General features: G+C 63.7%; 24 protein-coding genes. 19 read left to right on the plus strand and 5 right to left on the minus strand.

Annotated elements, in window-relative coordinates; translation table 11 throughout:
- The first annotated feature begins 34 nt into the window (after positions 1–34).
- The 14 genes from urtB (at position 35) to FNV92_RS04970 (ending at position 12,256) form a co-directional block, all read left to right on the plus strand.
- Positions 35–1,642, plus strand: coding sequence for an urea ABC transporter permease subunit UrtB (urtB, locus tag FNV92_RS04905; RefSeq protein ID WP_143841876.1), 1,608 nt, complete (start codon positions 35–37; stop codon positions 1,640–1,642).
- Positions 1,639–2,805 carry an urea ABC transporter permease subunit UrtC gene (urtC, locus tag FNV92_RS04910; protein WP_143841875.1) on the plus strand — a complete coding sequence of 389 codons (1,167 nt, stop codon included), beginning with the start codon at positions 1,639–1,641 and terminating at the stop codon, positions 2,803–2,805. Before urtB ends, urtC begins: the two co-directional genes overlap by 4 nt.
- Before the next feature lie 6 nt (positions 2,806–2,811).
- Positions 2,812–3,573: an urea ABC transporter ATP-binding protein UrtD gene (gene urtD / locus FNV92_RS04915; protein ID WP_143841874.1), complete on the plus strand. Its 762-nt coding sequence runs from the start codon at positions 2,812–2,814 to the stop codon at positions 3,571–3,573.
- Between the two features lie 3 nt (positions 3,574–3,576).
- Positions 3,577–4,272 carry an urea ABC transporter ATP-binding subunit UrtE gene (gene urtE / locus FNV92_RS04920; RefSeq protein ID WP_014439640.1) on the plus strand — a complete coding sequence of 232 codons (696 nt, stop codon included), beginning with the start codon at positions 3,577–3,579 and terminating at the stop codon, positions 4,270–4,272.
- A 31-nt stretch (positions 4,273–4,303) separates the two neighbouring features.
- Complete coding sequence (locus tag FNV92_RS04925; protein WP_143841873.1) at positions 4,304–5,134, plus strand: urease accessory protein UreD; 831 nt, start codon at positions 4,304–4,306, stop codon at positions 5,132–5,134.
- A gap of 24 nt (positions 5,135–5,158) precedes the next feature.
- The gene (locus FNV92_RS04930) at positions 5,159–5,461 is read left to right on the plus strand and encodes an urease subunit gamma (protein WP_007605424.1); all 303 of its coding nucleotides are present in this window, start codon (positions 5,159–5,161) and stop codon (positions 5,459–5,461) included.
- Positions 5,462–5,470: 9 nt separating this feature from the next.
- Positions 5,471–5,776, plus strand: a complete 306-nt coding sequence (locus tag FNV92_RS04935) for an urease subunit beta (RefSeq protein ID WP_007599812.1) — start codon at positions 5,471–5,473, stop codon at positions 5,774–5,776.
- Between the two features lie 49 nt (positions 5,777–5,825).
- On the plus strand, positions 5,826–7,541 hold the full coding sequence (gene ureC / locus FNV92_RS04940) for an urease subunit alpha (protein WP_143841872.1): 1,716 nt from the start codon (positions 5,826–5,828) through the stop codon (positions 7,539–7,541).
- 126 nt (positions 7,542–7,667) lie between these two features.
- Positions 7,668–7,967 carry a putative quinol monooxygenase gene (locus tag FNV92_RS04945; RefSeq protein WP_014439644.1) on the plus strand — a complete coding sequence of 100 codons (300 nt, stop codon included), beginning with the start codon at positions 7,668–7,670 and terminating at the stop codon, positions 7,965–7,967.
- Between the two features lie 23 nt (positions 7,968–7,990).
- Entirely contained in the window at positions 7,991–8,290 is a 300-nt protein-coding gene (locus FNV92_RS04950) for a putative quinol monooxygenase (protein ID WP_014439645.1), read from the plus strand.
- Positions 8,291–8,301: 11 nt separating this feature from the next.
- On the plus strand, positions 8,302–8,928 hold the full coding sequence (ureE, locus tag FNV92_RS04955) for an urease accessory protein UreE (RefSeq protein ID WP_143841871.1): 627 nt from the start codon (positions 8,302–8,304) through the stop codon (positions 8,926–8,928).
- A complete protein-coding gene (locus FNV92_RS04960; RefSeq protein WP_143846088.1) occupies positions 8,909–9,637 on the plus strand; it encodes an urease accessory protein UreF in 729 nt (242 codons plus the stop codon). Before ureE ends, FNV92_RS04960 begins: the two co-directional genes overlap by 20 nt.
- A gap of 39 nt (positions 9,638–9,676) precedes the next feature.
- Positions 9,677–10,300, plus strand: a complete 624-nt coding sequence (gene ureG, locus FNV92_RS04965; protein ID WP_014439648.1) for an urease accessory protein UreG — start codon at positions 9,677–9,679, stop codon at positions 10,298–10,300.
- A gap of 297 nt (positions 10,301–10,597) precedes the next feature.
- Entirely contained in the window at positions 10,598–12,256 is a 1,659-nt protein-coding gene (locus FNV92_RS04970; protein ID WP_143841870.1) for a CHASE domain-containing protein, read from the plus strand.
- A gap of 11 nt (positions 12,257–12,267) precedes the next feature.
- On the opposite strand, the gene FNV92_RS04975 is transcribed toward FNV92_RS04970, so the two are convergent.
- Both FNV92_RS04975 and FNV92_RS04980 read right to left on the minus strand, forming a co-directional pair.
- Positions 12,268–12,897, minus strand: a complete 630-nt coding sequence (locus FNV92_RS04975; RefSeq protein WP_143841869.1) for a TetR/AcrR family transcriptional regulator — start codon at positions 12,895–12,897, stop codon at positions 12,268–12,270.
- Between the two features lie 128 nt (positions 12,898–13,025).
- A complete protein-coding gene (locus FNV92_RS04980; protein ID WP_143841868.1) occupies positions 13,026–14,171 on the minus strand; it encodes an OpgC domain-containing protein in 1,146 nt (381 codons plus the stop codon).
- 610 nt (positions 14,172–14,781) lie between these two features.
- On the opposite strand from FNV92_RS04980, the gene FNV92_RS04985 reads away from it, so the two are divergent.
- The 3 genes from FNV92_RS04985 to FNV92_RS04995 are packed head-to-tail and all read left to right on the plus strand — an operon-like array spanning position 14,782 to position 18,230.
- Complete coding sequence (locus FNV92_RS04985) at positions 14,782–16,827, plus strand: TonB-dependent siderophore receptor (RefSeq protein ID WP_244623766.1); 2,046 nt, start codon at positions 14,782–14,784, stop codon at positions 16,825–16,827.
- A gap of 9 nt (positions 16,828–16,836) precedes the next feature.
- Positions 16,837–18,051, plus strand: coding sequence for a PepSY-associated TM helix domain-containing protein (locus FNV92_RS04990; RefSeq protein WP_143841866.1), 1,215 nt, complete (start codon positions 16,837–16,839; stop codon positions 18,049–18,051).
- A complete protein-coding gene (locus tag FNV92_RS04995) occupies positions 18,048–18,230 on the plus strand; it encodes a hypothetical protein (RefSeq protein WP_143841865.1) in 183 nt (60 codons plus the stop codon). Before FNV92_RS04990 ends, FNV92_RS04995 begins: the two co-directional genes overlap by 4 nt.
- 15 nt (positions 18,231–18,245) lie before the next feature.
- Here FNV92_RS04995 and FNV92_RS05000 read toward each other — a convergent pair whose 3' ends face one another.
- From FNV92_RS05000 to FNV92_RS05010, 3 genes are all read right to left on the minus strand, one after another.
- Positions 18,246–18,701, minus strand: a complete 456-nt coding sequence (locus tag FNV92_RS05000) for a hypothetical protein (RefSeq protein ID WP_143841864.1) — start codon at positions 18,699–18,701, stop codon at positions 18,246–18,248.
- Between the two features lie 77 nt (positions 18,702–18,778).
- Entirely contained in the window at positions 18,779–19,150 is a 372-nt protein-coding gene (locus tag FNV92_RS05005) for an ElaB/YgaM/YqjD family protein (protein WP_168213348.1), read from the minus strand.
- Positions 19,151–19,227: 77 nt separating this feature from the next.
- Entirely contained in the window at positions 19,228–20,340 is a 1,113-nt protein-coding gene (locus tag FNV92_RS05010) for an AI-2E family transporter (protein WP_168213347.1), read from the minus strand.
- A gap of 202 nt (positions 20,341–20,542) precedes the next feature.
- Between FNV92_RS05010 and FNV92_RS05015 the strand changes: the two genes are divergently transcribed.
- Together FNV92_RS05015 and FNV92_RS05020 are read left to right on the plus strand one after the other, a co-directional pair.
- Positions 20,543–21,328 carry a L,D-transpeptidase gene (locus FNV92_RS05015; RefSeq protein WP_143841861.1) on the plus strand — a complete coding sequence of 262 codons (786 nt, stop codon included), beginning with the start codon at positions 20,543–20,545 and terminating at the stop codon, positions 21,326–21,328.
- Between the two features lie 11 nt (positions 21,329–21,339).
- Entirely contained in the window at positions 21,340–21,993 is a 654-nt protein-coding gene (locus FNV92_RS05020) for a DUF2865 domain-containing protein (protein ID WP_143841860.1), read from the plus strand.
- Positions 21,994–22,002 lie beyond the last annotated feature (9 nt).

Consider the following 22,002-nt stretch of genomic DNA (forward strand, 5'->3'; position numbering starts at 1 on the left):
CCTTCTCCACCATTTTCTGCCGGGGTCATTCACAGTGCCAGCCAATTTGCCCGCCCGTCTTGGTTCGCTCCTGCTCTCGTTATTTTTGATTGCGTTCGCACTGCCGGCCTTCGCCGGTCCATTCGAGGATGCGGTCGCCAAATTTGCCAATGATGATTATTCCGACACGGAAGAGGCGATCGGCGTGGTCGCGAGCAGCGGCAATCCGCTGGCCTTCCCCATCATCAGCGCGCTCCAGGACGGCCGGCTCATGTCCGATCCCGACAGCAAGAAGGTTTACGTCACCGGTGCCGACGGCAAGTCGATCGACGCCGCGACCGGCCAGCCCGTCGCCAGCGTTCCCGACAGCGCGAGCGCGGTCCGCCTCAACAACCGTCTGCGCCGCAGTGTCGATGCTGCGATCGGCGGCCTGACGCTTCAGTCTCCGGACATCGGGACGCGGCTGCAGGCCGCGCAATCCGTCTTCAAGTCGCATGAGGAGACTGCTCTCGATGCGGTCGATGGCGCGCTCGCCAAGGAGACCAACAAATCCGTCAAGGCCGCGCTCGGCGACGCCCGTGCGGCGATCCTGCTGTTCAAGTCGGACGCCACCGAGGTCGAGAAGCTCGAAGCGGTCGCCACGCTCAAGGCGCGCGGCGACCAGGAGGCGATGGCCCTGCTCACCGGCATGGGCGACCAGCCGGCCTCGGTGACGAAGGCCGCAGCAAGCGCGATCGGCTCGATCCAGAGCTCGCTCGCGGTCTGGTCCACGGTTCAAAACGCCTGGTACGGCCTCTCGCTCGGCTCGGTGCTGTTGCTCGCCGCGATCGGTCTCGCCATCACTTTCGGCGTCATGGGCGTCATCAACATGGCTCATGGCGAGATGGTGATGATCGGCGCCTACACCACCTTCGTGGTGCAGGAGGTGATCCGCACCCGCTATCCCGGCCTGTTCGACTATTCGCTGCTGATCGCCGTGCCGCTCGCCTTTCTCGTCGCCGGTGCGCTCGGTGTCGTGATCGAGCGCAGCATCATCCGCTTCCTCTATGGCCGTCCGCTGGAAACGTTGCTCGCGACCTGGGGCCTGTCGCTGGTGCTGCAGCAGGCGGTGCGCACCATGTTCGGCCCGACCAATCGCGAGGTCGGCAACCCCTCATGGATGAGCGGCGCGTTCGAGCTCGGCCAGATCACCATCACCTATAATAGGCTCTGGATCCTCGTCTTCACGCTCGCGGTGTTCGCGATCCTGCTCGCGATGCTGCGCTACACCGCGCTTGGCCTCGAGATGCGCGCGGTGACGCAGAACCGCCGCATGGCCGCCTCGATGGGCATCGCCACATCGCGCGTCGACGCGCTGACCTTCGGCCTCGGCTCGGGCATTGCCGGCATCGCCGGCGTCGCGCTGTCGCAGATCGACAATGTCAGCCCCAATCTCGGCCAGAGCTACATCATCGACAGCTTCATGGTCGTGGTGTTCGGCGGCGTCGGCAATCTCTGGGGCACGCTGGTCGGCGCCTTCACGCTCGGCATCGCCAACAAGTTCCTGGAGCCCGTTGCCGGCGCCGTGCTCGGCAAGATTGCGATTTTGGTTCTCATCATCCTGTTCATTCAAAAGCGCCCGCGCGGGCTGTTCGCGCTCAAGGGCCGTGCGGTGGAAGCATGACCCCTCACATGCTGACGCGATCGCTGGACCGCGGCGCGACGATCTTCCTCGCCGTCGTCGCGGCCTGCGGAATTCTCATCCCGCTGTCCAACCTGCTGCTGCCCGCGGGATCGTTCCTGCAGGTGCCGACCTATCTGGTCGCGCTCTGGGGCAAATATGTCTGCTACGCGATCCTTGCGCTCGCGATCGACCTGATCTGGGGCTATTGCGGTATCCTCTCGCTCGGCCACGGCGCCTTCTTCGCACTTGGCGGCTACGCGATGGGCATGTACCTGATGCGGCAGATCGGCACCCGCGGTGTCTACGGCAATCCGATCCTGCCTGACTTCATGGTGTTCCTGAACTATTCGAAGCTGCCCTGGTACTGGTATGGCTTCGACATGTTCTGGTTTGCCGCGCTGATGGTGCTGGTCGTGCCCGGCCTGCTTGCCTTCTGCTTCGGCTGGCTCGCCTTCCGCTCTCGCGTCACCGGCGTCTATCTGTCGATCATCACGCAGGCGATGACCTATGCGCTGCTGCTCGCGTTCTTCCGCAACGATTTCGGCTTCGGCGGCAACAACGGCCTGACCGATTTCAAGGACATTCTGGGCTTCAACGTGCAGGCCGAGGGCACCCGCGCCGCGCTGTTCGCGCTGAGCTGTCTGGCGCTGATTGTCGCGTTCCTGATCTGCCGCTCCGTCGTGTCCTCAAAGCTCGGCAAGGTGCTGATCGCAATCCGGGACGCGGAATCGCGCAGCCGGTTTCTTGGTTATCGCGTCGAATCCTACAAGCTGTTCGTGTTCACGCTGTCGGCCTGCATGGCCGGTGTCGCCGGCGCGCTCTATGTGCCGCAGGTCGGCATCATCAATCCATCCGAATTCGCGCCGGGCAATTCGATCGAGGCGGTGATCTGGGTGGCGGTCGGCGGTCGCGGCACGCTGATCGGCGCGGCGCTCGGTGCCGTCGTCGTCAACTACGCCAAGACGTTCTTCACCTCGGGTATGCTGGCGCCCTACTGGTTGTTCATGCTGGGTGCGCTGTTCATCCTGGTGACGCTGCTGCTGCCCAAGGGCATCGTCGGCACCTTCAACGCCTGGTGGGACCAGTCGAAAGAAAAGCGCGCCGCGACCTCGGCGAGCGCCGCGGCCGAAGACGGCGTCACCGAACCCAAGATGGCGGAGTAGGCGGCAATGAACGTCATGGACACCCGCGCAACGTCCGCGATGCTCTATCTCGACGGCGTGCACGTCTCGTTCGACGGCTTTCATGCCATCAATAATCTGTCGCTGACGCTCGAGCCCGGCGAGATGCGCGCCATTATCGGCCCGAACGGTGCCGGCAAGACTACGATGATGGACATCATCACCGGCAAGACCAAGCCGGACGAGGGCACGGTGCTGTTCGACGGCGTCACCGACCTGACGCGGCTTGACGAGACACGCATCGCCGAGCTCGGCATTGGCCGCAAATTCCAGAAGCCGACGGTGTTCGAGAGCCAGACCGTGCAGGACAACCTCCTGCTCGCGCTCAATGTCGACCACAGCGTCAAAGGCACGCTGTTCTGGCGCGGCAGCAAGGCCGAGTCCGAGAGTATCGACAAGGTGCTGGAGACGATCCGCCTCACCGAGGCGCGCAGCCGCCTCGCCGGTAGCCTCAGCCACGGCCAGAAGCAGTGGCTCGAGATCGGGATGCTGCTCGCGCAGGATCCGAAGCTCCTGCTGGTCGATGAGCCTGTCGCCGGCATGACTGACGTCGAGACGCATCTCACCGCCGAGCTGCTGAAAGAGATCAACAAGACTCACACCGTGATGGTGGTCGAGCACGACATGACTTTCGTGCGCGAGCTCGGAGTCAAGGTGACCTGCCTGCATGAAGGCACCGTGCTCGCGGAAGGTACCATCGACCAAGTCTCGTCCAACGAGCGGGTCATCGAAGTGTATTTGGGACGCTGAGCCATGCTTGAGGTCAAGGACATCAACCTGTTCTACGGCGCGGCGCAGGCGCTGCGCGGCGTCTCGATCGCGGCCGAGCCCGGAAAGGTCACCTGTGTGCTCGGGCGCAACGGCGTCGGCAAGACCTCGCTGCTGCGTGCCATGGTCGGGCAGTATCCGATTTCCTCGGGCGCGATCATGCTCGACGGCAGCGACATCACCGGGCTCAAGCCCTATGAGCGGGCGCGCAAGGGCATCGGCTTCGTGCCGCAGGGCCGCGAGATCTTCCCTCTCCTGACGGTCGAGGAGAACCTCAAGACCGGTTTCGGTCCGCTCAGGCGCGAGGACAGGCACATTCCGGACGACGTGTTCTCGCTGTTTCCGGTGCTGCAATCCATGCTCGGCCGTCGCGGCGGTGACCTCTCCGGCGGCCAGCAGCAGCAGCTCGCGATCGGGCGCGCCCTGGTGATGAGGCCGAAGCTGCTGCTGCTCGACGAGCCCACCGAAGGCATCCAGCCCTCGATCATCAAGGACATCGGCCGCGCCATTTCGTATCTGCGCAACCTCGGCAGCATCGCCATCGTGCTGGTCGAACAATATCTCGACTTTGCCTGCGAACTCGGCGACAGTTTCGCGGTGATGGATCGCGGCGCGGTAAAATTCACCTGCGACCGATCCAATCTCGACCCGGCCGAAATCAGCCGCCAGATGGCGCTGTAAGTCATTCCGACGCGGCCGGCTGGGGAGGCGGATGCGGAGCGACCTATCAGTCACATCAGGAGTTTTCGAAGCCAACCGCGCCCGTGGCGCTGTGCGCTTCGACGTCCACGCGCGCGATGGCGTGACGCGGCGCGGCATCCTGCATGAATCCGGCTCCCTGCGCGTGCGTTTTCCGTCGCCGGAAGGGGAGGGTCTCTCCGGCGTGTTCGTCAACACGGCCGGCGGCGTTGCCGGCGGCGATCGCTTCGACATCGAAATCACCGCCGCTGACGCCGCGCGGCTGACGCTGACGACGGCGGCGGCGGAGAAAATCTACCGCGCGCCGGGACAGGCGGCAGAGCTCAGTATCGCGCTCAAGGTCGGCCCCGGCGCGCATCTCGGCTGGATGCCGCAGGAGACGATCCTGTTCGACCGCGCCCGGGTTCATCGCCGCTTCGACATCGCGCTCGACGAGACCGCTTCGCTCCTGCTTTGCGAGATCGTCGTGTTCGGCCGTACCGCCATGGGCGAGCGGATGGAGCAGGGCGAGTTCGTCGACCGCTGGCGGCTCTCCCGCGGCGGCAAGCTGGTGTTCGCCGAGACTGTCAGGCTCGATGGCAATATCGGCGCGAAACTTGGACGATCGGCGGTGGCCGATGGCGGCGCCGCGATCGGTACGGCGCTGATCGTTCCCGGCGACGAGGCGCTGGTTGAGCGCATCCGCGAGGCGTCGGACTCCTTCTCCGGCGAAGTCGGGATATCCGCCTGGAATGGATTTGCAATGGCGCGGTTCTGTGCCCAAGATGCGGCGCGCCTGCGTGCCGACATGATGGCCGTGCTGTCGCGCACCGGTGCGGCGCTGCCACGGCTCTGGTTGAATTGAAGTGTTGAACGGAAGAGATTTCGCATGAACCTGTCTCCCCGCGAAAAGGACAAGCTTCTGATCTCGATGGCGGCGATCGTGGCCCGCCGCCGGCTGGATCGCGGCGTTAAGCTCAACCATCCCGAGGCGATTGCGATCATCTCCGATTTCATCCTCGAAGGCGCGCGCGACGGCCGCACTGTTGCCGAGTTGATGCAATCCGGCGCGCAGGTCCTGACCCGCGACCAGGTGATGCCGGGCATCCCGGAGATGATTCACGACATCCAGGTCGAGGCGACCTTTCCGGACGGCACCAAGCTCGTCACCGTGCACGAACCGATCAGGTAGGAGGCAAGCATGATCCCCGGCGAACTCTTCATCCAGGACGGCGAGATCGAGCTCAATGCCGGCCGCAAGACCGTGACACTGACGGTGGCCAACACCGGCGACCGCCCGATCCAGGTCGGCTCGCACTATCATTTCTTCGAGACCAATCCGGCGCTGAAATTCGACCGCAAGAAGGCGCGCGGCATGCGCCTCGACATCGCCGCCGGCACCGCCGTCCGCTTCGAGCCCGGCCAGACCCGCGACGTCCAGCTCGTCGCCGTGGCGGGGAAGAAGACCATCTATGGTTTTCGCGGCGACGTGATGGGGAAGCTGTGAGCTTTCAGCGCCCGCTCGCTCAAGAACTCAAAATCAAACGGGGCTTGTGATGTCCGTGAAGATCAAACGTTCCGTCTATGCCGACATGTTCGGCCCGACCACCGGCGACAGGGTGCGGCTGGCCGACACCGATCTCATCATCGAGGTCGAGAAGGATTTCACCACCTATGGCGAAGAGGTGAAGTTCGGCGGCGGCAAGGTGATCCGCGACGGCATGGGGCAGTCGCAGGTCACCAACAAACAAGGCGCGGCTGACACCGTCATCACCAATGCGCTGATCGTCGATCACTGGGGCATCGTGAAGGCCGATGTCGCCATCAAGGACGGCATGATTTCGGCCATCGGCAAGGCCGGCAATCCCGACATCCAGCCGGGTGTCACCATCATCATTGGCCCCGGCACCGACGTGATCGCGGGCGAAGGCAAGATCCTCACCGCCGGCGGCTTCGACAGCCACATCCATTTCATCTGCCCGCAGCAGATCGAGCATGCGCTGATGTCTGGCGTCACCTCGATGCTCGGGGGCGGCACCGGCCCGTCGCATGGCACCTTCGCCACCACCTGCACGCCGGGGCCGTGGCATATGGGGCGGATGATCCAGTCGTTCGACGCTTTCCCGGTCAATCTCGGCATCTCCGGCAAGGGCAACGCCTCGCGGCCCGCAGCGCTGGTCGAGATGATCAAGGGCGGCGCCTGTGCGCTGAAGCTGCACGAGGACTGGGGCACGACGCCGGCCGCGATCGACAACTGCCTGTCGGTGGCCGATGATTACGACATCCAGGTGATGATCCACACCGACACTCTGAACGAGTCCGGCTTCGTCGAGGATACGATCAAGGCCTTCAAGGGCCGCACCATCCACGCCTTCCACACCGAGGGCGCCGGCGGTGGTCATGCCCCTGATATCATTAAGGTCGCAGGGCTCAAGAACGTGCTGCCGTCCTCGACCAATCCGACGCGCCCCTTCACGCGCAACACGATCGACGAGCATCTGGACATGCTGATGGTGTGCCACCATCTCGATCCCTCGATCGCGGAGGACCTGGCGTTCGCCGAGAGCCGCATCCGCAAGGAGACCATCGCGGCCGAGGACATCCTCCACGATCTCGGTGCGCTCTCGATGATGTCGTCGGATTCCCAGGCCATGGGCCGCCTCGGCGAGGTGATCATCCGGACATGGCAGACCGCGGACAAGATGAAGAAGCAGCGCGGGTCGCTGCCGCAGGACAAGGGCAGGGACAACGACAATTTCCGCGTCAAGCGCTACATCGCCAAATACACCATCAATCCCGCGATCGCGCACGGCGTGTCGAAGCTGATCGGCTCCGTGGAGAAAGGCAAGCTTGCCGATCTCGTGCTGTGGTCGCCGGCCTTCTTCGGCGTCAAGCCGGACTGCATCGTCAAGGGTGGTATGATCGTGGCGGCTCCGATGGGCGATCCCAACGCCTCGATCCCGACGCCGCAGCCGGTGCATTACCAGCCGATGTTCGGCGCCTTCGGCAGGGCGCGGACGGCGTCGTCCGTGGTGTTCACGTCGAAGGCCGCGATCACCGGCGGGCTCGCGCGCAAGCTCGGTATCGAGAAGAAGCTCTATGCGGTCCAGAACACCCGCGGCAAGATCTCCAAGAAGAGCATGATCCACAACGACGCGACGCCCAATATCGAGGTCGATCCGGAGACCTATGAGGTCCGCGCCGACGGCGAATTGCTCACTTGCGCTCCGGCCGAGGTGCTGCCGATGGCGCAGCGATATTTCATGTACTGAAATAGCGCCTCAACGCATGTTCCGAGCGCATATCCGGGTGGTCTTTGCGGTTTTGCGTTCGGTCCCGCCTGGTCTAAGGTCCCGCCCGGTATCGTGAACCCAGAAGAAAAGCCGGGAGGATTGCTCGTGATCTACGTCGTTGCCACCCTGACCATCAAGCCCGAGACGCGCGCCGAATTCATCGCAGCCGCCACCGCCTGCATCAAGGAGACGCGGAAAGAGCCCGGCAACATCGCCTATGACCTGCATGAGAGCGTCACCGATCCCGCCAAGATGGTGTTCGTCGAGCAGTGGGAGAATGCCGAGGCACTGGTGCCGCATCGTGGCATGGAGCACATGAAGACCTTCGGCCGCGTCGCGGTGAAGTGCTTTACGGCCCCGCCGAAGATCGAAGTGATCACGCCCGAGAAGGTCGACGTCCGCTAACAAGAACAACAGGGAACAATCCCATGATCTATGTCATCGCCACCACGCCCATGAAGCCGGAAAACAAGGACGACTTCATCAAGGGGCACAAGGCCTGCACCGTCGAGACCCTCAAGGAGAAGGGTTGCATCTCCTATGACGGCAATGTCAGCGTCAACAATCCCAATCAGTATGTGGTGGTCGAGCGCTGGGAGACCCGCGACGATCTCACCGCGCATGCCAAGGCGCCTCACATGAAGGTGTGGCGCGAATATTCCGCGCAGATGAAGACGGGGCCGACGGTGATCGAGATCATCAGCGACGGCAAGGTCGAGAAGCTCTGAGGATACAGCGCATGATCCGGGCGACGCAGGTTAGGGGACAGCACCGCTTCACGGAGACGCCGGCCGATACGGTCGTGCTCGATTTCGACGATCGGCACCGCCGCCGCATGGCGATGACGGGAACGCGCGGGCTCGAATTCCTGCTCGACCTGGAGAATGCCGTCGCGCTGCGCGGAGGCGATGCGCTGTTGCTGGAAGACGGCCGGCTGGTCGAGGTGGTCGCGGCGCCCGAGCCGCTGCTCGAGATTCGCGGCCACGATCCGCATCATCTCATCCGCGTCGGCTGGCATCTCGGCAACCGCCATTTGCCGACGCAGATCATGGCCAAGAGCCTGCGCATCCGCCGCGACCACGTCATCGAGGCCATGGTGAAAGGCCTCGGCGCACGCGTGATCGAGATCGAGGCGCCGTTCGATCCGGAAGGCGGCGCCTATGCCGACGCCAGCCACGCGCATGAGCACGCCGACCATGCCCATCACGACCACGATCATCATGATCACGGGCACGGTCACCATGATCATCACGGACATGACCATGCCGCGCATGACCATGGCCATGATCACCACCACCATCACGACGAGCATTGCGACCATCCCGACCATCACCACGGCCACAAGCATGTTCATGACCACAAATGAGCCGATTCGTGCCGGTGACCTCGCCGAGCGCGAGGCGGCGGCGCTGTACCGGCTGATGACCTGGCTGTCGCCGGCGTTTCCCGTCGGCGGGTTCTCCTATTCCAGCGGCATCGAATGGGCGGTCGAGGCGGGTGATATCACCGACATTGCGACGCTCGCTGACTGGCTCGACGCGATGCTTGGCGACGGCTCCGGCTTCTGCGATGCGACGTTCTTGGTCCATGCTTACCGGGCCGCCGAGGCCGGCGAGGAGAGCACGTTAAACGATATCGCCGAACTCGCCGCCGCCTTCGTGCCATCGCGCGAGCGGCAGCTCGAGACGACCTCGCAGGGCCGCGCCTTCATCGAGATCTCTCGCGCCGCATGGGACGCGGAAGGTCTGGATGCCACGGTCGCGGCATGCGGTACGCCGCTGGTCTATCCCGTCGCCGTCGGTGTGGTTGCGGCGATGCACAGCGTGCCGCTAGCCCAGACCCTGCACGCCTTTCTGCATGCGTTGGTCTCGAACTGGATTTCCGCCGCCAGCCGTCTCATTCCGCTCGGCCAGACCGACAGCCAGCGCGTGCTGGTGAAGCTGGAAGCCGCGGTCGCCGCGACCGCCAACCGCGCGCTGAATGCGACATTGGAAGATCTCGGCGGCGCGACGTTTCGCGCCGATCTCGCCAGTCTCCGGCACGAGACGCAATATACGCGGCTGTTTCGCTCGTGAGCGATGCGGCGTTCAACCCATCAAGAGAGAGCGAGTGACATGTCGAAATCTCACGGCCCCTTGCGTGTCGGCGTCGGTGGCCCCGTCGGATCCGGCAAGACCGCGCTGATGGACCTGCTCTGCAAGACCATGCGCGAGCGCTACGATATCGCCGCGATCACCAACGACATCTACACCAAATGGGACGCGGAGTTCCTGGTGCGTTCGGGCTCGCTGACGCCTGATCGCATCGCCGGTGTCGAGACCGGCGGCTGCCCGCACACGGCGATTCGCGAGGACGCCTCGATGAATCTCGCCGCGGTCGCAGACATGCGTGCGAAATTCCCCGACCTCGACCTCGTCCTGATCGAATCCGGCGGCGACAATCTCGCTGCCACTTTTTCCCCCGAACTGGCCGACCTCACCATCTACGTCATCGACGTCGCCGCCGGCGACAAGATCCCGTCCAAGGGCGGCCCCGGCATCACCCGGTCAGATCTTCTGGTCATCAACAAGATCGACCTCGCGCCACATGTCGGCGCCTCCCTGGAGAAGATGGACACGGACGCCAGACGGATGCGCGGGGCGCGCCCCTTTGTCATGACCAACCTGAAGAAGAGCGAGGGGCTCGACAAAATCGTCGGTTTCATCGAGGCGAAAGGTGGCTTGAAACGGGCTGGCTGATGGCGCGACGACGTGGCGCAGGCGTTTTCCGATGCCGACGCCAGGGGGAAGGCCGCATTTGCGGAACAAATTTCGGACACGGCGATTAACTACCTCCGTTGCCCGAAGCAAAGCCGTCATGGCCGGACCATCGGCCGGACGGATTAAGCTTTTCAGGCAACCGAAGTTGCGTACTGATGCCTCCTCCTTCATTATCCCCGGTACTGGTGTGCTCTCTGTTTCGGCACAGGCCCGTTCGAGCGGCGTTCACATGCTCCATGTTTATTGCCGACCTGCTGCTTTTGCCTGAGTAGTCAATTGGTCCGGCTGGGATTCATCATCGGCTTCATCGCTCTGCTCGGGGTTCTGCTCTCCGGGCTCGCGGCCTATCGCGTCCACGATCAGGAGCTGGCGCTGGACCGGATCGCGCTGGCGCGCGCAATCGACGTTCATGCGAGCCTGGTTCAGGACCGGCTGACCGAGCGCGAGTTGCTGGCGCGTGTCGCCTCAGGCCTGTTCCGAGCGCCGTCCGTGCTCAAGCCGAACATGCTGGAGCCGCTGCGTTCGGCCATCTATGCCTTCAAGACCGATTTCGTGGTGGCCGGCTGGATTGCCCGGCTGCAGCCGAACGAACTGACCGCGGCACAGGCTGCGATCGCGGCCGCCGGATTCCCCAATCCGCAAATTCGTGGCTACGACGACAAACCGATCGATCCCGCCAGCCTTACCCGGCCGATCGACGTGCTGATGGACCTCGAGCCGCGCAGCGACGAGACCAAGGCGCTACCCGGCCGCAGTTATGATCAGGATCCGGTGCGCAGCGCGATGCTGGCCCGCGCCAGGATCGAGAAGAGGTCGGTGGCCTCCGACCCGGTGCCGCTCCTGCGCGGCAACGGCCCGGTCGGCGTCATCGTCGCTGCCCCCGTTATTCCCGAGGGCGCGACCGAGCCCGTCGGCTTCATCACGTTTTCCTATGAGCTTGCCTCGCTGATGCTCACCAACGACGACATGTCGTTGTTTGCCGTCGCCCTGAAGGACCCGCGCAAGGACGGCGGTGAGCTCGTTGCCAACGACCAGGGCGCGGTCTCCGCGCGAACGGTGACGACCGAAGGGCCGGCGCCATCGGCGACGCGCACGGTCAGCTTCGGCGGGCGCGACTGGCAGCTCGGCTATTACGCCAAGACCAATTCGGCGCGTCGCGCCGAGCAGACCGCGATCATCGTGGCGGCGATCGGTTTTGCCATCACCGCGATGGTGTGCGGACTGTTCGGCTATGTCGCCTACAACAATCTGCGGCTCAGCCGCGAAATCCAGGTGCGGATCGGCTTCGAGCGCCGCCTGACCGCGGTGATCGACGAGCTCAACCACCGGGTCAAGAACATCCTGGCGGTGATCCAGTCGATCGTTACGCGCACGCTGCGCCACGGTTCGGACATCGACGTCGCGCGCGAGCTGCTGATCGGCCGCATCCACGCCATGTCCAACGTGGTCTCGCTGCTCAGCGAGAGCCAGTGGCAGGGGGTCAAGCTGAAGGGCCTGTTCGAGGCGCGCGCCATTCCGCATGCCGACCGCATCGCCGTCACCGGCCCGGATATCGCCGTCAGCGCGCGCGCGGCGCAGAGCTTGTCGCTGCTGTTCTTCGAGCTCGCCTCGCACTCCGACGAAGGCCTGTCGCTGGTCGGCAAGCATCCGCACATCACGGCCAATTGGACGGTGACGGGCGAGGGGACCGACGAGGTCTTTCATTTCCGCTGGGAGGAGTTCAACACCAGCGAGGCGACGCGGCGCCCGGATTCCGATTTCGGTCTGATCCTGCTCGACCGTGTCGCGCCGGAAGCGCTCGGCGGTACCGCCAAGCGCTTCTTCACCGACGTCTCCTACGTCTATGAATTGACCGCGCCGATGGAGACGGTGGTCGACATGACAGAGCGCGACCGCACGGAAAAGCTCTCGCAGCCGGTCAAGCCCGTACGATAGAGGTCGCGCATCTAGTCCTTCGGCCGCAGCACCAGATCGACCATGGTGCGCGCAAAGGCCGGCGTGAATGGCGCGATGCCGAAGACGTAGCGGTAGAACAGGCTGCCATAGATCGCGTCGTAGAGATCCTCTGGCTGTCCCTCCGCCAGAATGCTGCCGTCCTTCTGGCCAGCGGCGATCATCTGGACCAGCGCGTCACGGCGGAATTGCAGATAGCGCGCGTAGAACAGTTCCGCCGAGCCGGTCTTCGAAATGCATTCGGAGATGACGGCGAGCTGGACCTTGCCGAATTCGTCCTGAAGCGCCTCGGCATAGGCCGCGGCATCACGGCGTGTGCGCGCCGCGGGCGTGCCGGAACTCTCAGGCGGCAACGGCAACATCTGCGAGGCGTGGTGGAGGAAGGCGTCGATCAACAGCGCCTCTCGCGATGGCCACCATTTGTAGATCGTCATCTTGGAGACGCTGGAGTGGCGTGCAATGGCGTCGATCGTGGTAGCGGCAAGGCCCGTGGCGGCCATCAGCGCATAGGCGCTTTCGAGAATGGCGTTGGTGGTCTCGACCGACCGCGGCCGGCCGCGCCGGGGCGCGCTGTCGGCCTCATCACCCCCGCCTTTCACCATCGCCAGGCCCGGTCCTCTCATGCAAAGCCATTCGGCATAGCGCAGCCACAGCTTTCGGCCTAGCTCAGAATCGCACGATTATTTGGCTGGACCGTTTTCGAGCCAACGAGAATCCAGGGTCGCGTTCCGATTCCATCGGAACGTAACGGTTACGATGCCTGCTGCCGGAAGGCCGCCGGAAGGTCCTGCCGCCTCGACCAGGAAATATAATAGGCGACCGCGGTCATCGCCGCGAAACCGACGAGGCTCACCGCGATCTGCATCACCACGAGGTTCGCGCCGGTGATCAGGATCAGATGCCCCGCGAAGGACAGGAACACGGCGACGCAAAAGACCGCCAGCCATTCCTCACCGCATGTGATCACCGCCTGGAGCGGCCGCCACTTCAGGCCCGGGTGATCGGCCGGAATGAGATGGGTCGCGATGAAGGCGAGCGCGAGGAAATGGACCACGCGATAGGGTGCGAGGTTTTCCTTGTCGGTCGGCGCGATGCTGTTGAGGAGGAAGTCCGGCAAATAGGCCGACAGCGCCGGCGAATGGCGCATCAGGGTGACGGCCATCGCAAATACGATATAGGCGCCTGCCAGCAGCCGCAGCCAGGTCATGTCGTGCAACGCGCGGCCGGATGCGCCCGTCACGGCGAACCAGCCGCCCAGAACCATCAGCATCTGCCAGCACAGCGGATTGAAGGTCCACTCCTCATCGGGGTAGACCCGGAAATTCCAGTCGAACCAGCGTGCCGCAAGATACAGCGCGACCGACGCCGCAAGCGTCAGGTTCGGCCGTCGCAACAGGCCCCACAGCGCAAACGGAAAGAACGCCATCAGCGGGATCATCAATTGCAGGAGGTCGAGGTTCAGCGGCTCTTCCTGCAGCACGAGGCCGCGGATCAGGATGCGTAGCGGATGCTCGAGAATGCCGGAGATGTTGTATTCGTGGATGATCTCCGGTGCCATCGATTGCGAGGCGACATAGGCGATGGTGTCGATGTAGATCACGAACAGCACGACATAGGCGGCGTAGAGCCGCCAGACGCGACGGAAGATGCGCGTCGCGGCAACGAGATAGCCGCGCTCCAGCGCCATTCTGCCGTGGATGATGGCGACGCCATAACCCACCACGAACACGAACAGGTCCGCCGCACCGCTGAAGCCGAAGTTTCGCAGCGTCAGCAGGTTGACGACGTTACCCGGGATGTGGTCGACGAACACCGACCAGTTGGCAATGCCGAGCGTCAGATACAGCCTGGCGTCGTGATGAAATGCGGCGAGGTTCGCCTTGACGGACGGCTTCATTGCTAAAGATTTCGTTTGGAATCAGGGCGCTGCTTTTAGCGGCAACCGCCTGCCTGTCCGAGTAGCATTTGCGTGAGCGGGGCCCGATTTGCCCCGGATGGCGAAAAATTGCGCAAGGCGCGGGTCGGTGCACTCGTACATTCCCGTGCATCCGGCCGTGACGAATCTTTGGAACGAAAGACGATCGACTGTTGCATCGTTCCGCGCGTGGTTGCAGCACTTCTCAAGTCTAGAAATGGTAAATCTCCAGACTGGAGAGCTTCCAGTCCCCAACATTGGACCGCTGCGGTAACCCCTTGTTTCGGCTGCATTCATGCAGCCGCCGAAAGGGGGCGTTGTAGTGGGCCTGTTGGGAATGGGGCGTTGGCGGCTCATGGGGGCCGTCAGTTCAATCGTTTTGATCGTTGGTACGGAAGGGGTTGCGGCGCAATCACCGACGGCGGCTTCGTCCGCTGCGGCGACCGTGCTCAGCCCGGTCGTCGTCCAGGCAAGCGAGCCTCGCAAGCGGGCCAGTACGCCATCCTCGCGCGGCCGTAGCGCGGCGCGCGCCCGAGCGACCTCGCGCGCGAATGCGCCGGCCAGCGCCGCAGCCGCGGTGGCGGGAGCCGGCGTGGGTGGTAAGGAAGCGGCTTTCGGCCATGTCGATGGCATGGTCGCCACCCGCAGCGGCACCGGCACCAAAACCGATACGCCGCTGATCGAGACGCCGGCTGCGATCTCGGTCGTGACGCAGGACCAGATCCAGGCCCAGGGCGCGCAGAGCATTGCGCAGGCGGTGCGCTACACGTCGGGTGCGCGCGCCGAGTTCGCCGGCGCCGATGCCCGCACCGACGCCATCTATGTCCGCGGCTTCCTCGCCGACCAGTATCTGGATTCGCTGCGGCTGTTGAATTTCGGCATTTTTGCCTATTCGCTCGTCGAGCCGTTCAACCTCGAGCGGGTCGAAATCCTGCACGGTCCGGCCTCGATCCTGTACGGCCAGTCGTCGCCGGGCGGCCTTGTCGATATGGTTTCGAAGCGGCCGACGCTCGAGCCCTACCACGAGATGTTCGTCTCGACCGGCAGCTATGGCCGCGCGCAAGCCGGTGTCGACTTGTCCGGACCGATCGACAAAAACAAGGAGTTTCTCTACCGATTCACCGCGTCCGGCTTCGACGTGGGCAGCCAGGTCGACCATGGTGACTACCAGCGCATCTCCATCGCGCCGTCACTGACCTGGCGGCCGGACAACAACACGACGCTGACGGTTCTCGGCACTTATCAGCGCGATCCCAAGGCCGGCTTCTACAATCAGTTGCCGCCGGCCGGCATCGGTACCATTACGCCCTACAAGGGTAGCTTTATTCCCACGAGCTTCTATTCGGGCGAGCCGGGGTTCGACAAGACCGACCGCACCTACGGCTCGGTCGGCTATTTGTTCGAGCATAGTTTCAACAACAATGTGAAAGTCCGGCAGAACCTGCGCTACACGGACCTTAGTACCGATTTTGCGGTGGTGTCTCCCTCCGGCTCCGATCCGAGCAACCTGGCTCGCGGCGCCTACACAACACAGGAGAGCATTCGCTCCATTGCAGTCGACAACCAAGCCGAAGCGAAATTTTATGCCGGCCCGATTGAGCACACGATCCTCGCCGGCATCGACTATCGCAATGGCGTCGACAAGACTCTCAATGGCTTGCTCGCTTCCGTGCCGTCGATCAATGCTTTCAATCCCGTCTACGGCGCGCCGTTCGGGCCTGTGCCGTTCACGACCCGGAACCGTCAGTGGATCGAGCAGATCGGCGAGTATGTCCAGGACCAGATCAAATATGACCACTGGGTCGCGCTGCTCGGCATCCGCCACGACCTCGCCCAGTCCCGCACCGATAGCACCGCACTCGCGTCGAACGTCACCACGACTTCATTGAAGTCTGACACCGCGGTTACCAAGCGCGCCGCGCTTCTCTACAAGTTCGACAACGGTATCGCGCCTTACATCCAGTACACCGAGTCGTTCCAGCCGACCGCTGGTACCGATGCCCTGATCCGTCCCTTCGTCCCGACCACCGGCAAGCAGGAAGAGGCGGGCATCAAGTATCAGCCCAACGACAAGTCTCTCTACACGATCGCGGCCTTCAACCTCGTCCAGCAGAACGTGTTGACGCCGGACACCGATCCTACTCATCCGGTCGGCTCGCGCGTCCAGACCGGCGAGATCCGGTCGCGTGGCGTCGAGTTCGAGGCCAAGACCGAGATCAATCGCGAGCTGACGGTGCTGGCCTCGTACACCTATCTCGACAACATCGTGACCAAGACCAACACCGCCGCGCAACTCGGAAAGCATCCGGTCGGCTTTCCCATGAATTCAGCGTCGGTATGGGCGGATTACACCTTCCACGGCGGTGCGCTCGACGGTTTCGGCCTGTCCGGTGGTGTCCGTTACATCGGCGAGCTTCCGGGCAATACGGCCAACACGTTCTATGTCCCTGAGGTGACGCTGTTCGATGCGGCGATCCATTACGACTTCTCGGCACTGGGGCCGATGTTCAAGGGCTATTCGGCGCAGGTCAATGCCACCAATCTGTTCGACAAGACCTACGTGACCTATTGCCAGGACGTCGGCTGCTACTACGGCCTGCGCCGCAACGTGATTGCGACGCTGCGCTACCGTTGGTGAGGAAAGGACATGAGCGAGCAGGCCGCCTTCGACGAACGGGCATACGAACGAAAGCCCGCGCTGCGGCGCTGGCTCTTCGTGCACAAATGGTCGAGCCTGGTCTGCTCGCTATTCCTGCTCCTGATCTGCATCACCGGCCTGCCGCTGGTGCTGCGGGACGAGATCGACGGTCTGCTCGACGATGCGCTGCCCTACGCGCAAGTAGCGGCGGGCGCGCCCAATGTCAGTCTCGACCGGGTCGTCGAGGCCAGCCGGAAGCTGTATCCCGGCGAGACCGTCATCTCGGTGTTCGTCGACGACGACGAACCCAAGATCATGGTCTACATGGTAAGCTCGTGGGAGGCGTTCAAGGCCAACCGCAGATCGCTGCACTCGATCCGGTTCGATGCGCATACAGGTGACGTGCTCAAGCAAACGAAGCCGTTCGGCGAGGACGGGCTCACCTTTCTACAACTGATGCTGACCCTGCATCGCGACCTGTTCGCAGGGCTTGCTGGCGAGTTGTTCCTCGGCGCGATGGCGCTGTTGTTCATCGCGGCCATCGTCTCCGGGATTGCGATCTACGGTCCCTTCATGCGGAAGCTTGATTTCGGCACGGTGCGCGCGAGTCGTTCGCGGCGGCTGAAATGGCTCGATTTGCACAATCTGCTCGGCGTCGTCACGCTCGGCTGGGCGCTGGTGGTCGGCGCCACCGGAGTGATCAACGAGTTCTCGACGCCGTTGTTCGCGCTGTGGCAGCAGACCGACGTGCGCGCGATGTTGGCGCCGCTGCAAGGCAAGCCGGTGCCGCAGACCTCCGAACTGTCCTCACCACAAGCCGCGTATGACGCGGTGAGGACGGCATTCCCGGACATGATCACGACCAGCGTGGTGTATCCGGGCGCGCCGTTCGGTTCACCCTTTCATTATGTGGTCTGGACCAAGGGCAAGGAGCCGTTGACATCGCGCCTGTTCAGTCCTGTGCTGGTCGATGCCAGAAGCGGCGTGCTGGCGTCCGCGATCACCATGCCCTGGTATCTGCGCGCGCTGGAGCTCTCGCGTCCCCTGCATTTCGGCGACTATGGCGGCATGCCGCTGAAGATCATCTGGGTCCTGCTGGATCTCGTCACCATCTTCGTGCTCGGCAGTGGGCTTTATATCTGGTTCGCGCGGTCGCGGGCCGCGAAGACGCAACAGAGATCTGCGGCAGTCCTGCCACTGTCGTCGCCGGGAGCGGCTGAATGACCATCCACCGTTCGAAGGGCCTGATCTGGCGCTGGCCGGCCTTGCTCGCGGCCCTGAGTATTTTCGGCTTGCTATCGGCCTTGCTGGGCCAGACGGGAGTATGGCTGCCATGGTCGTGGGTCGCGCTGGCTGCTCCCCTCGCGGTGGCCGCGATCTGTATCGGCCGCAGCCGGGGCTGACTGGGGAGACAGTCGTTATTCGGCAGGTTCGGCGGATGCCTCGTCGGAGACGCCGGCGCGGCTCGCCATGATGCCGAGCGCGACGCCGCCGATCGCCAGGATCGGCAACAACCGCTTGATGCCGATGGCGCGAACGATCTGAAGCCCCGTTGCGAGCAGCATCGGGTCGGCGAGCATGCTTTGCGCCGCCGACTTCGCGGCGCGCTCGGCGGCAATCCGCGCGCGCTTCTGCATTTCCCGCTTGTATCCCCAATAAGATCCCGCCGCGGTGAGCGTCAGCAGGAAGAAGATGCCGGCGCCTGCCAGGCAGGCCTGCACCGGGCCGTATGTCTCCAGCACCGAAATGAAAGCCGCTGCACAGAGGAAGCATGTCGTGATGAACAGCGCAAATGCCGCGCCCGCGGCAAGCGACGTCAGCCGGACCGTCGTGCCGGTCGATGCGCTGATGCCGTCGATAATGCGTTGAAACATGGACTTGCTCCTCAAATCCCCCCAAGCCAATAGCGGCGGCGCCACAGCGCCGCCGTCACGTCACGATAGCAGCGCGCTCAACGACGCCAGACCGCGCCGATCAGGAAGCCGATGCCGAGCGCGATGCCGACGGTCGCGAGCGGCCGCTGCGTGATCGTGTCCTCCAGCGTCTCCTCGATCGAGCCATAGGCGTCCTGCGCCGCGCCCATCATGGCGCTGCCGCGTTCGGACATGTCGTCGAAGGTCGAATCCATGTTCTCGCGCGCCTGCTTGTAGCCGCGCCGGGCCTGTTTGCCCGTCGCATTGGCAAAGGTGTTGAGTGCGTCGGTGATCTGGTCGGTGAGGGCGGCGATGTCATTTTTCACGGCTGCTACATCCTTCTCGAGGCGTTCTGCGGTGGCTTTGTCAGTCCAATCTCTCATTCTGGCTTGGCTGTCGGTTATTGACATGAGAGGCTCCGAACTGTTGGCGGTGAGATGGGCGGAAAACGTTTCGTTGTGAGGTAAGTTCCGTTCACAGACATCCGTCACCCCGGGGGTAGCTGCGGCGAATTCTCCGGCATCAGATGCTCCTTCAGGATCAATCCGACGATCAGGAGCGGCGACGACAGGAATGCGCCCATCGGCCCCCACAGCCAGGTCCAGAACGCCAGCGCGATGAACACGGCCAGCGCGTTCAGCGACAGCCTGCGGCCGATAATGGTCGGCGTGACGAAATGTCCTTCCAGGAAGGTGATGCCGCCGAAGGCGAGCGCCGCCATCAGGCCGCCGCCGATGGTCGGGAACGCGACCAGCCCGACCACCGCGAGCACGACGAACATCGCGACCGGCCCGATGATCGGAATGAAGTTGAGCGCAGCCGCAAGCGCGCCGAGCCCGGCCGGATTGGGCATGCCGGTGACCGCGCAGACGATTCCTGTGGTGATTCCGACGCCGACATTGATGACGGTGACGGTCAGCAGGTAATTGCCGAGATGAACCTCGATCTCGTTGAGGATCCGTAGCGTGCGCAGCCGCGCGTCGCGGTCGCCGAAATTCATGATCATCGCGCGCCGCAGATCGCGCCAGCTCGCGATGAAGAGGATCAGCGTGGCGAAGAACAGCAGGAATTCGGCAAAGGTCGGCGAGAGGAATTCCAGCGTCGGTTGCACCCATTCGGTTTTCGGCAGCGGAAGGCTTGGCAGCCCCTCGGAGCCCCCGACCATGGTCTGCAACTCCTTCCACAGCGCCAGCGGCCGGTCGAAGACGTGCATCTTCTCCTTCAACTGCGCGCCCAGCTCAGGCAGGCGTGAGCTCCATTCCATGGCGGGCACCGCAATCAGTGCGACGACGAAAGCGACCACCGTCGTCACCGCGATCACGATGAGCACGGCGCCAAGCGCCCGCGGCACATGTCGCCGCTCGAGAAAGCTTGCGGCCGGCGAGAGCATGGTGCCGGCGACGACAGCCATCACGACGGGGAGGAAGAATGCCCTGGCAAAATACAGCACCGCGATCACGGCGATCAGGAGCAGGCCGCCGAGCGCATAGGCGACGAACTCGGTGCGGCGGATGACCGGCGGCAATTCTGTATGGCTACCCGGAACGGGGGCACCTTCGCTGTTTCCGGGAAGCAGCCGTTCACTGGGAAGGACGCGCACAATTTCTCTCCCGCACGGAGGTTTCCGGCGCCCATTGGTGAGCAGAAAACGCACCAGGGCCATTCCGGTTCCATCGCGATTTCGTGAACCTGAGCTCGCTTGACTGTGACCTCAACGCCGCGGCAGTCGGCGGAACTTGAGTCGGTTCTGATGCGTTGGGGAGCAGCATCACAGAGATGCAAGCATCCCACGGGGCAAGCCCATGACAAAATTGTCTTCAGTCCGTCGCCGCTTCTCGCCGCGCGCCGTCACCGCCCTTGCCTTTGCAACCGCGTTGCTGTCCGTACCGTTCGCCGCACAGGCCCAGACGCTCGGCTACGCACCGATGCAGCCGCAGGCCTATCCGCAAGACCCGACCTATTCGCAGGGTTACGCAAGCCAGGGCTATGCAGTCGATGAGCCGCAGGCCGCGGACGAAGACGCTGCGCTGCCCGACCGGCTGCGTAAACAAATCGTCAGCTTCGACCGCGCCGAGCCGGCCGGCACGATCGTGATCGATACCGCCAATACTTATCTCTATTACGTGCTCGGCAATGGCCGTGCCATTCGCTATGGAGTTGGCGTCGGCCGCGAAGGCTTTACCTGGGCCGGCGTGCAGACGGTCACCCGCAAGGCGGAATGGCCGGATTGGCACCCGCCGGCCGAGATGATCGCGCGCCAGCCTTATCTGCCGCGCTTCGTCGCCGGCGGCCCCGGCAATCCCTTGGGCGCCCGTGCGATGTATCTCGGCTCCAGCGAGTACCGCATCCACGGCACCAACGATCCCACCACGATCGGCAAGTTCGTGTCCTCCGGCTGTATCCGCCTGACCAACGAGGACGTGAGTGACCTGTTCAGCCGCGTCACTGTCGGCACCAAGGTCGTGGTGCTGCCGAAGAATGCGCCGCTGATGGCGAGGGGCGGCGATCCCGTTCGCAAGCGTCCAGCCGTGACAACGCTGCCCTCGGGCCGGCAGGCGCTGAACGCCACGAATTCGGCCGTGAACTGAGAGTTGAGCAGATGAAGGGACGTTCGATCGGCAAACTGGCCGGCAGCGCGGCGGCGATCTTCGCCGTCGCCTCCCTCGGTCTCGTCCTGGCACCGTCCGCGCATGCGGAGGATTTCTTCTCGGCACTGTTCGGCGGATTTGGACGGCGGCCGCCGCCGCAAATTCAGATGCCCTTCGCCAACGAGGATATGCCGCGCTACGACACACCGCGTCAGCGCGCCTCCTATGGCGGCGGCACGGCCTATTGCGTGCGCGGCTGCGATGGCCGCTATTTCCCGGCGCAGGGAAATGATGCCGAGAGCAAGGCGCAATCCTGCAAGAGCTTCTGCCCGACCTCGGAAACCTCACTGGTCTATGGCGGCAACATCGACAACGCCACAACGGACAAGGGCAAATCCTATTCCGAGCTGCCGAATGCCTTCCGCTATCGTAACGAGATCGTCGCCGGTTGCACCTGCAACGGCAAGGATCCGGTCGGCCTGGCCCAGGTCAAGGCCGAGGATGATCCGACCTTGCGTAAGGGCGATATCGTCGCGGGCGCCGATGGCCTCGTCGTTGCCAATCGCAACGCGAACGATCGCCGCGGAGTCGCGATGAACTTCTCCCCGCTGCCGGACTCGGTGCGTGCCAGATTCCGGCAAGTGCCGGTGGTGGCGAAAGAGTAGCCTTAACGT

Origin of the sequence: Bradyrhizobium cosmicum (assembly GCF_007290395.2) — a bacterium.
Classification (GTDB): domain Bacteria; phylum Pseudomonadota; class Alphaproteobacteria; order Rhizobiales; family Xanthobacteraceae; genus Bradyrhizobium; species Bradyrhizobium cosmicum.

What these genes read in the sequence shown, in the direction of transcription:
- urtC (WP_143841875.1), top strand. Translation starts at nt 1,639, where the DNA reads ATGACCCCTCACATGCTGACGCGATCGCTGGACCGCGGCGCGACGATC.
- urtD (WP_143841874.1), top strand. Translation starts at nt 2,812, where the DNA reads ATGAACGTCATGGACACCCGCGCAACGTCCGCGATGCTCTATCTCGAC.
- urtE (WP_014439640.1), top strand. Translation starts at nt 3,577, where the DNA reads ATGCTTGAGGTCAAGGACATCAACCTGTTCTACGGCGCGGCGCAGGCG.
- FNV92_RS04925 (WP_143841873.1), top strand. Translation starts at nt 4,304, where the DNA reads ATGCGGAGCGACCTATCAGTCACATCAGGAGTTTTCGAAGCCAACCGC.
- FNV92_RS04930 (WP_007605424.1), top strand. Translation starts at nt 5,159, where the DNA reads ATGAACCTGTCTCCCCGCGAAAAGGACAAGCTTCTGATCTCGATGGCG.
- FNV92_RS04935 (WP_007599812.1), top strand. Translation starts at nt 5,471, where the DNA reads ATGATCCCCGGCGAACTCTTCATCCAGGACGGCGAGATCGAGCTCAAT.
- ureC (WP_143841872.1), top strand. Translation starts at nt 5,826, where the DNA reads ATGTCCGTGAAGATCAAACGTTCCGTCTATGCCGACATGTTCGGCCCG.
- FNV92_RS04950 (WP_014439645.1), top strand. Translation starts at nt 7,991, where the DNA reads ATGATCTATGTCATCGCCACCACGCCCATGAAGCCGGAAAACAAGGAC.
- ureE (WP_143841871.1), top strand. Translation starts at nt 8,302, where the DNA reads ATGATCCGGGCGACGCAGGTTAGGGGACAGCACCGCTTCACGGAGACG.
- FNV92_RS04960 (WP_143846088.1), top strand. Translation starts at nt 8,909, where the DNA reads ATGTTCATGACCACAAATGAGCCGATTCGTGCCGGTGACCTCGCCGAG.
- ureG (WP_014439648.1), top strand. Translation starts at nt 9,677, where the DNA reads ATGTCGAAATCTCACGGCCCCTTGCGTGTCGGCGTCGGTGGCCCCGTC.
- FNV92_RS04975 (WP_143841869.1), bottom strand. Translation starts at nt 12,897, where the DNA reads ATGAGAGGACCGGGCCTGGCGATGGTGAAAGGCGGGGGTGATGAGGCC.
- FNV92_RS04980 (WP_143841868.1), bottom strand. Translation starts at nt 14,171, where the DNA reads ATGAAGCCGTCCGTCAAGGCGAACCTCGCCGCATTTCATCACGACGCC.
- FNV92_RS04990 (WP_143841866.1), top strand. Translation starts at nt 16,837, where the DNA reads ATGAGCGAGCAGGCCGCCTTCGACGAACGGGCATACGAACGAAAGCCC.
- FNV92_RS04995 (WP_143841865.1), top strand. Translation starts at nt 18,048, where the DNA reads ATGACCATCCACCGTTCGAAGGGCCTGATCTGGCGCTGGCCGGCCTTG.
- FNV92_RS05000 (WP_143841864.1), bottom strand. Translation starts at nt 18,701, where the DNA reads ATGTTTCAACGCATTATCGACGGCATCAGCGCATCGACCGGCACGACG.
- FNV92_RS05005 (WP_168213348.1), bottom strand. Translation starts at nt 19,150, where the DNA reads ATGTCAATAACCGACAGCCAAGCCAGAATGAGAGATTGGACTGACAAA.
- FNV92_RS05015 (WP_143841861.1), top strand. Translation starts at nt 20,543, where the DNA reads ATGACAAAATTGTCTTCAGTCCGTCGCCGCTTCTCGCCGCGCGCCGTC.
- FNV92_RS05020 (WP_143841860.1), top strand. Translation starts at nt 21,340, where the DNA reads ATGAAGGGACGTTCGATCGGCAAACTGGCCGGCAGCGCGGCGGCGATC.